The 12,981-nt window shown below is 32.0% G+C and carries 8 protein-coding genes; 6 read left to right on the forward strand and 2 right to left on the reverse strand.

Annotation, left to right across the window (positions count from 1 at the left end; translation table 11 throughout):
• Positions 1–2: 2 nt before the first annotated feature.
• Together GGR97_RS05610 and GGR97_RS05615 are read right to left on the reverse strand one after the other, a co-directional pair.
• A complete protein-coding gene (locus tag GGR97_RS05610; protein WP_167897532.1) occupies positions 3–965 on the reverse strand; it encodes a sodium-dependent bicarbonate transport family permease in 963 nt (320 codons plus the stop codon).
• A gap of 9 nt (positions 966–974) precedes the next feature.
• Complete coding sequence (locus tag GGR97_RS05615) at positions 975–1,244, reverse strand: hypothetical protein (protein ID WP_167897533.1); 270 nt, start codon at positions 1,242–1,244, stop codon at positions 975–977.
• Between the two features lie 89 nt (positions 1,245–1,333).
• Here GGR97_RS05615 and GGR97_RS05620 point away from each other — a divergent pair, with 89 nt between their 5' ends.
• From GGR97_RS05620 to GGR97_RS05645, 6 genes are all read left to right on the forward strand, one after another.
• The gene (locus GGR97_RS05620; protein WP_167897534.1) at positions 1,334–2,257 is read left to right on the forward strand and encodes a LysR family transcriptional regulator; all 924 of its coding nucleotides are present in this window, start codon (positions 1,334–1,336) and stop codon (positions 2,255–2,257) included.
• A gap of 12 nt (positions 2,258–2,269) precedes the next feature.
• On the forward strand, positions 2,270–2,659 hold the full coding sequence (gene gloA2, locus GGR97_RS05625) for an SMU1112c/YaeR family gloxylase I-like metalloprotein (RefSeq protein ID WP_167897535.1): 390 nt from the start codon (positions 2,270–2,272) through the stop codon (positions 2,657–2,659).
• A 106-nt stretch (positions 2,660–2,765) separates the two neighbouring features.
• Complete coding sequence (locus GGR97_RS05630; protein WP_167897536.1) at positions 2,766–5,009, forward strand: FdhF/YdeP family oxidoreductase; 2,244 nt, start codon at positions 2,766–2,768, stop codon at positions 5,007–5,009.
• A 219-nt stretch (positions 5,010–5,228) separates the two neighbouring features.
• Positions 5,229–5,795 carry a serine protease gene (locus GGR97_RS05635; RefSeq protein WP_167897537.1) on the forward strand — a complete coding sequence of 189 codons (567 nt, stop codon included), beginning with the start codon at positions 5,229–5,231 and terminating at the stop codon, positions 5,793–5,795.
• 4 nt (positions 5,796–5,799) lie between these two features.
• Entirely contained in the window at positions 5,800–7,302 is a 1,503-nt protein-coding gene (locus tag GGR97_RS05640) for a flotillin family protein (RefSeq protein WP_167897538.1), read from the forward strand.
• Between the two features lie 351 nt (positions 7,303–7,653).
• Positions 7,654–12,945 carry a GEVED domain-containing protein gene (locus tag GGR97_RS05645; RefSeq protein ID WP_167897539.1) on the forward strand — a complete coding sequence of 1,764 codons (5,292 nt, stop codon included), beginning with the start codon at positions 7,654–7,656 and terminating at the stop codon, positions 12,943–12,945.
• Positions 12,946–12,981: the final 36 nt, after the last annotated feature.

Genomic DNA, 12,981 nt, shown 5'->3' on the forward strand with positions numbered 1-12,981 from the left:
AACTAGAAATATTCTACTATATACATATACAACGGTAGACCCAATGTAATATTAAAGGGAAAGGTAATGGCTAATGCCATGGGTAAATATAATCCTGGATTAGCTTTGGGTGCAGCTATTTTCATAGCTGCAGGAACCGCTATATAAGAAGCACTTGCAGCTAAAATGGCAAACAGTAATTGATCTCCATGACTATTGGTTACAAACCTTGACAGGTAAGAAACTATTACACCGTTTACAATTGGTATAACAATAGCAAACACAAAAGGAAAAGCTCCATTTTTCCAAAAAGCTGCTAATTTCTTTCCACTTGTAATTCCCATGTCTAATAAAAACACTGCCAAGAATCCTTTAAAAATATCTGTTGTAAAAGGAGAAATACCCGCTGCTTGTTTTTCACTAGCTAAAAATCCAATGACTAAACTTCCCATAATCAATAACACACTTCCATTGGTAAAAGAATGCTTTACTATTTGTCCAAAACTTACCGTTTTAGATTTTTCTTTTTTATAAAAAGACATTAGTAAAACTCCTACAATAATGGCAGGGGCTTCCATTAAAGCCATTACAGCCACCATGTGTCCGCCAAAATCTATATTCTGCATTTCTAAAAAAGACACAGAGGTTACAAAGGTTACTGCACTAACAGAACCGTACGCAGCCGCTATAGCTCCCGCATTCTGAATTCCTAATTTCTTTTTAAGAATAAAAAAAGTATATAGAGGAACTATAGTTGCTAGCAAAACTCCAAAAAGTAATATCCATAAAATATCTAAACCTAAATGACTATGTGCCAATTCTTGTCCTCCTTTAAAACCAATAGAAAACAATAAGTAAAGTGAAATAAATTTTGCGGAATTTTCTGGAATAGCTAAATCACTTTTTAACTGTACAGCAATAATCCCTAATAAGAAAAACAATAAGGCAGGATTGCTTAAATTATCCATTAATAGATCTAAATTCATAGTTTGGTTTTAATAAAATTTTAAATTGATTTGACAGTCTATTTGTACTTTCTGATTTGGTTTTAATCGTGAAATACTTCCTAAGACCTTTGCTTGTTGATTTTTTAATTTTTCTATGGCTACATAAAAATCTGTTACTTTTTCCCCGTACCTCTCTGCTTTTCCAAAATCTTCTTTATTCAAATAAGACAAATTACTTTTTAACAAAGAATTAATTTGAGTTTTTGCTTCGCTAGAATTCGTAGTAAGCTCTAACATTTTAATCTGTAACTGTTTCATAGTTATATTATTATAATTTTCTACAAAAGTCTAAATTATAACTCATATGTTTATATTTATACTTTATATATAAAACATAAAAAATAATTATGCATTATACCCTACATCAATTGGTTATTTATTTAAAGGTGATTCAAAAAAACAGCATTACCAAAGCCGCAGAAGAGTTGCATTTAACACAACCAGCAGTATCTATACAAATAAAAAAACTACAAGAACAATTTGATATTCCGTTGATTGAAGTAATTGGAAGAAAAATTCATGTTACAGAATTTGGACAAGAAATTGCTATCGCTTGTCATGAAATTGTGAATCAAATGGCAGATATTAAGAACAAAGCCATGGCTTACAAAGGAATGGTTACTGGTAAAATAAAAATTTCGGTAGTATCTACCGGTAAATATGTAGTTCCTTACTTTTTAACCAAGTTCTCTAAGCTTTTTCCTAGCATAGAAATTATTATTGATGTAACTAATAAATCAAAAGTAATAGAAAGTTTAGAGAAAAATAAAACTGATTTTGCATTAGTATCTACCATACCCGAAAACTTAAACATAGAAAGAGTTCCATTAATGTCTAACAAACTTTTTTTGGTAAGAAAACACAATACCAAAGCACCTATTTTAAAATTTAAAACATCAGACTTAAACAACATTCCTTTAATTTATAGAGAAGAAGGTTCTGCCACAAGACAAGCCATGGAAAAGTACCTAACCAATAACGCTATTAAAAATAAAAAAACAATAGAATTAGTTTCTAACGAAGCCGTAAAACAAGCGGTTATTGCAGACATGGGTTACTCTATTATGCCTTTAATAGGGATGAGAAATGAGTTGTTAAACGATGATTTAGAAATTTTATCATTACCTAACTTACCCATAGAAACACAGTGGAATTTAATTTGGTTAAAAGACAAACAACTCCCTCCTAGCGGACTAGCTTATTTAAATTTTATTCAAGAAAATAAAGATAATATTATTCACAATCATTTTGATTGGTGTCGAAAATTTTAATTCTTTTGTTATATGTTACAGCTTCGTAAAATACATCACATTGCAATTATTTGTATTGATTATCAAAAGTCTAAAGAATTTTACACTCAAATTTTAGGACTTACTATTAAACAAGAAACCTATAGACCAGAACGTAATTCTTACAAATTAGATTTATGTTTAAATAATGAATATATTATTGAGTTGTTTTCATTTCCTAACCCTCCTAACAGACCTTCTAAACCAGAAGCCCTAGTATTAAGACATTTAGCTTTTGAAGTTGCAAATATAGAAAAAAGCAAACAACAACTTATTCATAAAAACATAGCTGTAGAACCTATTAGAATAGACTCCTTAACTCATAAAAAATTCACTTTTTTTAATGATCCAGATGGACTGCCTATAGAACTTTACGAAAACTAATAGAAACTTTATTCACATTAGTACATATAAACATCAATAGAGTATAATTAATTATCAATAAAAAAAGATAGAATTGTAGCTGTTTTGTCACCCAAATGAAACTCACATGAAACAACTAAAAATAAAAGAACAAGCTAAAAGTGCAGCTGGTATAAAAGCCGTGTATATTTCTTTACAGCAAATTTTTACCAGAATGTCTGTTAAAAACTCCTTAAACGTATTAAGCAAACTAAACCAAAAAGACGGTATAGATTGTCCTGGATGTGCTTGGCCAGATCCATCGCATAGGTCTAAATTAGGGGAGTTTTGCGAAAACGGTGTAAAAGCTATTGCAGAAGAAGCCATGGAAAAAATTGCAGATCCTAGCTTTTTTGCAAAATACAGCGTGCAAGAATTACAAAACCAAAGTGATTATTGGCTAGGACAACAAGGAAGGTTAACCCATCCTATGATTCTTAGAGAAAACGACACGCACTACACTCCAATTTCTTGGAACCAAGCAAACGCAATTATTGGTCAAGAGTTAAATGCATTAGACAATCCAAACGAAGCTGCTTTTTACACATCTGGTAGAACTAGTAATGAGGCTGCTTTTTTATATCAATTATTTGTTAGAATGTATGGTACTAACAATTTACCAGACTGTTCTAACATGTGTCACGAATCTAGTGGTGTTGCCTTGTCTAAAACCGTAGGAATAGGAAAAGGTTCTGTTACCTTAGATGATTTATACAAAGCTGAAGTTATTTTAATATTTGGTCAAAATCCAGCTACCAATCATCCTAGAATGTTAGCTTGTTTAGAAAAAGCAAAACAAAACGGAGCTAAAGTTATTGCTATCAACCCTTTAAAAGAAGCGGGATTAATCAACTTTAAAAACCCACAAAATCCAAAAGGAGTTATTGGAGGTGGTGTAGATATTGCTGATTATTATTTACAAATAAAAATTAATGAAGATGTGGCTTTGCTAAAAGCCATTATGATTAAATTATTTGATATAGCAGAAGAGAATCCAGAAGTGCTAGATGTTGATTTTATTACTAGTAAAACTGCTGGATTTACAGAGTTTAAAAAAGAATTATTAAATCACAACTTAAATGAACTAATCCAAAAAACAGGATTATCAACACAAGAAATAGATGATGTTGTAGCCCTAATTGCCTCACGTAAAAAAATTATTGCTTGTTGGGGAATGGGTTTAACACAACACGTTAACGGAGTAGACAACATTCAGGAAGTTGTAAACCTATTGTTAATGAAAGGGAGTATTGCCAAAGAAGGTACTGGTACTTGCCCTGTACGTGGACACAGTAACGTTCAAGGTGATAGAACCATGGGAATTGCCGAAAAACCATCCAAACAATTGCTAGATAAAATTAGTGAGAATTTTGGGTTTACCCCCCCAAAAGAACATGGATATTCTGTGGTAGAAGCTATTACAGCTATGTATCACAAAAAAGTAAAAGTATTTATAGGAATGGGAGGTAATTTTTTATCGGCAGCTCCAGACACCAATTACACTACACAAGCATTGCAAAATTGTAATTTAACAGCTCACATTTCTACCAAACTAAACAGATCGCATTTAACACCTGGTAAAACAGCTTTAATTCTACCATCTATGGGTAGAACCGATAAGTTTATTAAAAACGGAAAAGTGCAATTTATTACCGTAGAAAATTCCATGGGAGTGGTTCATAGTAGTAAAGGAGCACTTACTCCTCCATCTAAAGAAGTAGAAAGCGAACCTGTTATTGTTGCCAATATTGCCAAAGCAACGTTAAAAAACAGCAAGGTAGATTGGGATTTCCTAACTGATGATTTTAATAATATTAGAGATTTAATAGACAAAACCATTGATGGTTTTGAAAACTTTAACGAAAGAGTAAAGCAACCTATTGGTTTTGAATTACCCAATGGTTCTAGAACAGGTAATTTTACTACCGAAAATAAAAAAGCAAATTTTACAGTAAACAAACTAGGAAACATACAGCCAGAGTCTGATGAATATATAATGATGACAACTAGAAGTCACGATCAATTCAACACCACTATCTATGGATTAGATGATAGATATAGAGGTATATACAACGGAAGAATGGTTGTATTTATGAACCGAGAAGATGTTGCCAAAAATAACTTGAAAAAGGGAGACAAAGTTACTTTGTACAATAATTACAACAACATTAAAAGACAAGTTGATGGTTTTTCTGTGGTTCCTTACGACATTCCTAAAGGTTGTGTTGCCACTTATTATCCGGAATCTAACCCATTAGTTCCTATAGATTTAATAGCACATTCTAGCCACACTCCTTCTTCAAAATCAATTAAAGTAAAAATAAAAGCATAACTACGTAAACACACAGTCTCATAAAAAGCTGATTTACATATAATAAACTTAAATTTACTATAAATAATTTAAGTTAATCATTTTTGAAGTTTTAGTTTGACCCCCGAAAAATCCTCATTTATATGAGGATTTTTCATTTTTAAAAACTACGGAAACACACAGTAGACTCTATTATTTATGTAGTTCCTAAATGCTATATATTTCCAAAAAAATTGAGCTATGGAGTTTTTAAATAATTTAGATCCAATTCTACAAATGTTTTGGTACACCGCAATACCTACAAGTATTGTCTTTTTAATACAAACCATTTTAACCTTTATGGGAGCAGATGCTTCTGATGGAATAGACACTGATTTTGATGGTGATTTAGATGGCACAAACGCTCCTTTTCAATTCTTTTCTTTTAGAAACCTTATCAACTTTTTACTAGGTTTTAGCTGGACAGGAATTTCATTTTTTAAAGAAATTTCCAACACAAACTACTTGTACCTTTTAAGCATAGCTGTTGGAATCTTTTTTGTGTTTATTTTTTTTATTGTCATCAAACAAATCACAAAACTAGCAGAGGACAATACTTTTAAAATAAAACAAACTATAAACAAAACAGCTGAAGTATACACCCCTATTCCCGAATATAAATCAGGAAAAGGAAAGGTTTTAATTAGCGTAAACGGATCTTATAGAGAATTAGAAGCTATGACAGAAAACCAAAGAATAAACAGTGGTAGTACTGTTAAAGTAACTCAAATTATTAATCAGAACATTTTAATCGTCGAATCAATTTAATTTTATGGAACCTATTTTTATTTTTATTGTAGCTGCAGTTGTACTGTTTGTAACTATTACAGCCCTAATTGCCAGATACAAAAGATGTCCATCGGACAAAATTTTAGTTATTTATGGTAGAACTGGAGGAACCTCCGCAAAATGTGTTCATGGTGGTGGTGCTTTTATTTGGCCTGTAATTCAAGACTATGCTTATTTAGATTTAAAACCAATTTCTATAGAAGCTAATTTAACCAATGCCTTAAGTAAGCAAAACATTCGTGTAGACGTTCCTTGTAGATTTACTATTGCTATTTCTACAGAAACAGATAGTATGAATACAGCCGCTGAAAGATTGTTAGGGTTAACGCATGAACAAATTCAAGAATTAGCTAAAGATATTTTATTTGGTCAATTACGTTTGGTAATTGCCACTATGTCTATTGAAGAAATTAATTCTGATAGAGATAAATTTTTAGAAAACATCTCTAAAAACGTAGATAGCGAATTAAAGAAAATTGGTTTAAAACTAATTAACGTAAACGTTACAGATATTAAAGATGAGTCTGGATATATAGAAGCTTTAGGAAAAGAAGCTGCTGCTAAGGCAATTAACGAAGCTAAAATTAGTGTTGCCGAACAAGAAAAAATTGGAGAAACAGGAAAAGCTTTAGCCGATAGAGAAAAAGACACTCAAATTGCTGAAACTCATAGAGACAGAGATGTTAAAATTGCCATTACTAAAAAAGACAAAGAAATTAGTATTGCCTCTGCATCTAAAGATGAATCTATTGGAAAGGCAGAAGCAGAAAGAGACACACGTGTAAAAACATCAGAAGCAAATGCCATTGCTATTCAGGGAGAAAACGAAGCAAGAATTGCGATTGCTCAATCTGAAGCTTCTAGAAGAGAAAAAGAAGCCGAAGCTTTACGTATTGCCTCTGCATCTGAAAAAGTACAATCTGCAAAAGCCTTAGAAGAATCTTATGTTGCAGAACAACAAGCAGAGCATGCTCGCGCAGAAAGAGAAAGAGCTACACAAAATGCGAATATTTTAATTCCTGCCGAAGTAGCTAAGAAAAGAGCTATTATTGAGGCTCAAGCTCAAGCTGAAACCACTAGAGAACAAGCCAAAGGAGAGGCCGATGCCATTTATGCTAAAATGGAAGCAGAAGCAAAAGGTTTGTTTGAAATATTAACCAAACAAGCAGAAGGTTATAAAGAAGTAGTTAGTGCTGCTGGTGGAGACCCTTCCAAAGCATTCCAATTATTATTAATTGAAAAACTTCCTGAATTAGTAAAAACTCAAGTAGAAGCCGTTAAAAATATTAAAATTGATAAAATTACCGTTTGGGATTCTGGAAATAATGCAGATGGAAATGGATCTACAGCTAATTTTGTTTCAGGTATGATGAAATCTGTTCCTCCATTAAATGAACTATTTAATATGGCTGGATTAGACTTACCAGACTACTTAAAAAAGGATAAAGAAGAAGAAAAAAATATTATTTCTACAGAAAAAGAATAGACCTGTGTAAAAACACATTAGAAAAAACACAAAAGAAACGGTCTTTTTTTATAAATTGTACAATATTATAGAATTTTTGAGCATACATTTTACTGTATCCCCCTAAGTTCATATACCTCAACAAGACTTCACATTCATAAATTATGGATGTGAAGTTTCCCTGTTTAAAACACTTAACATTTGTTAAAATATCTTATCTTTGATATCAATATCAAAGTGTTAATTAATTTTAAACCTTTAGTATTTGTAGCTTTGCAGAAATTTAGAACAAAAACAGATAACAAACTATCTACAAGCGTTTTATATTAAAAAGAAGCAGTTAAAAAATTTACATACAAAGTTTAGGCAAAAATGAAAATTAAATATTACGTATCACTACTTACTTGTATTTTACTCTGCACGTTACAGAATATTTATGGGCAGGTATATACAGAACCAATAAACTACCAAGGTTATCATCAAAATTTTATTTCAAATATTGAGTTAAATACTCTTGAAAATACTTCCACAGGTACTGCTGGCTCATATATCTATTATGACCAAACTACTACCTTATACAAAGGATCTTCTTATACTGGTTCTATAACTTATACGACACAATACGATAACCATTACGTTAAAATATGGATTGATTACAATAGTGATGGTGATTTTATAGATAGTGGCGAAGAGATATTTTCTTATTTTGCAGCTTCTACCAATACACCTACAACATTAGCATTTCCTTTTACGGTACCTGCTGGTGCTAAAACAGGAGTCCCTAGGATGAGAGTTGCTGTTTCTGATGCAAAGAATTCTCCTTTATCTCCTCAGAATTTTTATTATGGTGCAGGAGAAACAGAAGATTATAATATAGATATTCGTCCTACACCAACACCTCCTACAGCATCCTGTGTAGGAAATTTAAATATTAGTTTAGACATCTCTGGAAACGCTAGTATTACAGCTAGTCAAATAAACAATGGATCTACCGATGACTACAACTCCGCTAACGAATTAAGTTATTCATTAAACAAAACTTCATTCAACTGTAATGATATTGGAAGCAATACTGTTATCTTAACTGTTACTGACACGGATGGTTTAGTAGATACATGCTCTACAACAGTTAATGTTTCTGCGTACTCTGGATCTTTTTCTCCTCCAACACTTAACACTATTAATGCATATTGTTCTTATTCTGCAGTAGCCCCTACAATAGATTATCAATGTGGACAATTAATAACTGCAACAACTACAGATCCTATTAACTATAACAGCGCAGGTAATTATACCATTCATTGGAATTTTAGCAATGGAAGTACCACTGTTACTAGTACTCAAACAATTAATGTTATCAATCCAAGTATTCCAACAAATTTAACCATCCAAAACACAAACGAAACTAACGCTACTATAAATTGGACAACATCAGATACAGGTCCCTTTAAAATTAGATATAGACCAACAGGAGATACATCTTGGCTTTCAACAACTAGCTCTACTAAAAGTATTACATTAACAAATCTTTTTAAAGGAACCGAATATGAAGTACAAGTAGCTGTAAATGCCTCTTGTGCCAGTTTTACAGAATCTTCTACATTTACAACATTAGCTGTTCTATATTGTGACAACTCAAGTGTTAAAATCAGCTCTGACAATAGATTTTATATAGATCAAGTTCAAATTGGAGACATTAACAACACAACTCAACAAGGAGCTGGTACATATAATTATTATAGTAATATGTCTACTGTAGTAACTGCTGGAAGTAATTTCTCTGGAACAGTTAAATATAAAAGACCTCACTGGTCAAACCCAACAACATGTGTTATTTGGATAGATTATGATCAAGATGGGGTATTTAACAACTCTGATGAACGAGTATTCAGTAATTCTAATTATCAAAATGCTAGTAACGGAACTTTTTCTATTGAAGAAACTTTCAATAACATAACTGTACCAATATCAGCAGTTACTGGAAAAACAAGAATGCGTATTTCTATGACTCATAACACTCCTGCAAATGCATGTGACTTTGGTAACGAAGAAGGAGAAATTGAAGACTATGATATATTTATTAAACCCTCAATAACACCACCAACTGCAGTCTGTATAGGAACTTTAAATATTAATCTAGATGTTACAGGTAGTGCTACTATAACTCCAGAACAGATTAATAATGGTTCTTATGATGATTATGATGCTAGCGGAAACCTAAAGCTTTTATTAGACAAAAGTAGTTTTACATGCAACAACCTAGGTGATAATATTGTTACATTAACAGTAACAGATTCTGACGGTTTAACAGATACATGTACTGCAACTGTAAATATAGCTCCATACGCTGGAACCTTTACATCCCCTACATTAGATCCTATAACTAGTTTCTGTAGTTATACAGCTACGGCACCTGTAATGAATTATCAATGTGGAACACAAATTACTGCTACTACAACTGATGACACAACATTAACTGAATCTGGTAGTATTACATGGAATTTTAACAATGGTAATACGTCAACAAATAGCGTTCAAAACATTACTATATTAAACCCTACTACCCCTACAGACCTTATTGTTAATAATGTATCTGAAAAAACAGCTACTGCAACATGGAATTCTGTTGATGATGCACCTTTTAAAATTAGATATAAAGAGACCAATTCTGTCACATGGACTAAAGTCACCTCTACCAACAAAAGCATAAACTTAACTGGTTTGAACAACGGTTCTGAATATGAAATACAAGTTGCTACAGATGCTGATTGTGCAAACTTTACTAACTCAACTACTTTTAATACTATTGAGATTGAATATTGTGATGGTATTAACACCAATATTGCCCAACATAATAATTATTTTATTAGTAATACCAATATAAACTCAGGAGAGATCAATCAATCTACAGGTAATAATAGCGGTCCTTATCAATACTTCCCTGGTACATTTGCAACCGTTACCGCTGGTGGAACTCTATCCGCAACTATTACTTACCAAAAGAACAATAATAGCACTGTTGGTTTTGTTGTATATATAGATTACAATCAAGATGGAGACTTTGATGATAATGGAGAACTCATTTATAGCAATCTTACAAATACAACAGGAAAAACAATAGTAGAGACTCTTTCAAATATTGAAATACCAAGTGGTGCTAGTACTGGTAAAACCAGAATTCGTGTAGCAATACTACAAGGACAATTACCTGTAGATGCATGTCACTATAATGGTTACGGAGATATTGAAGATTATGACATTTACATAAATCCTTTAAACTTAGAACCTTTTGAATCTGCCGTTATTACTCAAGTCTACCATAATACTTCTGGAGAAAAATGGATTGAAATAACAAACAATGGAAATAATACAATTCCAACAAACACGTTAATTCTTGCATTATTCAAAGACAAAACAGGAAATCAAACAGGAGTAGCTCCTACTGAAACCTATACACTTAACACCTCTTTAACAAGTGGAGAATCTGTTTTAATAAAAGCAAGCACTTCTTCCGTTAACTATCCTAGTATTACTGTTTTAGCTAATGACAACATAACTGACTTTGTTGACGGTAACGATATAATCGCTATTGTAAGCCAAAGTGGAACAAAAGCTTGGGAGAAAAGATATGACGTAATAACTTCAATTGAAAACAACAGCTCATATGTTCGTAATGATAATATTTCTACCTATAACAAAACATATACCGCCACCGAATGGACTGCTTTTGTAAATGACAACTTAGATCCTTACAGAACTCTGGCTAACGGGGGACCACAAAGACACCCTAATGCTCCAGTACTTTCTGAAGTAAACAATGCCAATAGCACGTCTAACATAAAACTTGGTGTACATCATTTTGGAGCTACCTCTATTTCATCTGGTACATGGACAAATGGAACTCCAGATAAATCTAGATCCGTTATTATTAATGAGGATTACGAAGAAGATAGTACACCATTACTTGCTAGAAAATTAAACGTAACAGGTGACAATACCCTTACAGTAACTAATCAACCTTTAATTGTAACAGACAACATTAACATTAATTTTCAAGCAAACATAAAGCTTGCAGGAACATCTCAATTAATTCAGACACATACAGGTACCAAACAACTTACAGGAACGGGAAAACTTTTTATTGATAGAGAGTCAAAATCTAACATCTATAGATTTAGCTATTTTTCATCTCCGGTAAATAGTATTGGTTATACTACCTATACTTTAGCAGATGTTTTAAAAGATGGAACAATACCAACATCCGCAACCTCTAGTATTGTTGATATTAACTTTATTGACGGTGAAGATGGTAGTACCTCAACTCCAATTTCTATAGCTAAACCTTGGATATATACTTATAGAAGTTCCCCTGGAAGTGAGAACAATTTTACACATAAAACACCTTTAGAATATATACCCCAAACTGACGGTTTTATTCTAAAAGGAACGGGAACAACTAATACTTCTAAACAAAACTTCACTTATGTAGGAACTCCAAAAGACGGAGAATTTACTACTAGCATTGGTACTAATAACTTTTACTTAATAGGAAATCCATATCCATCAGCTATAAGTGTTAAAAAATTTATTGAAGATAACACAAATGCTATAGACGGAACTATATACTTTTGGGAACATGTAGGAGAAGACGAAACAGGTGCAAACGGTCATTATTTTGGCGGATATATTGGTGGATATGCAACTAGAACCATAGATGTAGGAGTTGCTGCAGATCAGTACTCGGCTAACGATACTGGAGCAAACACTCCTCATGTAGGAGATGGTGTTTACCAAGAACCTAAACCATATATTGCTGTAGGACAAGGTTTCTTTGTATATGGAGATAGTGATGGTGGTACAATAACTTTTAATAATAGTCAAAGAGAACATGTCACAGAAGGTAACAACTCTATATTCTTTAAAACTCAAAAACAGAAATTTTTATCAAAAGCTATTCCTATACAAGAAACTGTAATAAATGAGAAACCTATTATTAAACTAGGAATGGATTTTGAAAATGAAGATGGTCAAAAAATTCATAGACAAATAGGAGTTTCATTTAGTCCAAATACATCTTTTGGTTATGAACCAGGATATGATGCTATTTCATTTAATGATGGAGACACAGATATTGCTTGGAAATTTACAAACGATGAAAACAAATATGTAATTGCCGGTGTTCCAGAAATTGATGATAATTTAGAAGTACCTATTCAATTAGAACTTGGATACAACGGAACTGTTACTATTGATATTGACGAATGGCAAAATATTGATAGAGAAGTCTATTTATTAGATAAAGAGACCAATAAAACACAATCTTTAACTAATGGAAAAGCAACTTTAACACTTGCTCCACAAATTTACACAGATAGATTTGCATTGGTATTTAAAGAAACTGAAGGATTAAGCGTTTCGGAACAAGAGGCAAAAACGATCATAATAACAAGTTCTAATAAAGAAATTCACGTTAACAATCATGGTAGCTTATTAATTGAATCTATTGAACTATATAATTTGGTAGGACAACAATTAGAAAGTTGGAATAACATCAACAATCAGGATGAAATTAATCTAAGCCCTAGAAACACACCATCTAGCATCTATATACTTCAGATAAAAACTGATAAAGGATTACTTACTAGAAAGGTATTTATAAAATAAAAAAAGCTCCCAATTGGGAGCTTTTTTTTATACTTA

This window comes from Wenyingzhuangia aestuarii, from assembly GCF_011927765.1.
Lineage (GTDB): Bacteria > Bacteroidota > Bacteroidia > Flavobacteriales > Flavobacteriaceae > Wenyingzhuangia > Wenyingzhuangia aestuarii.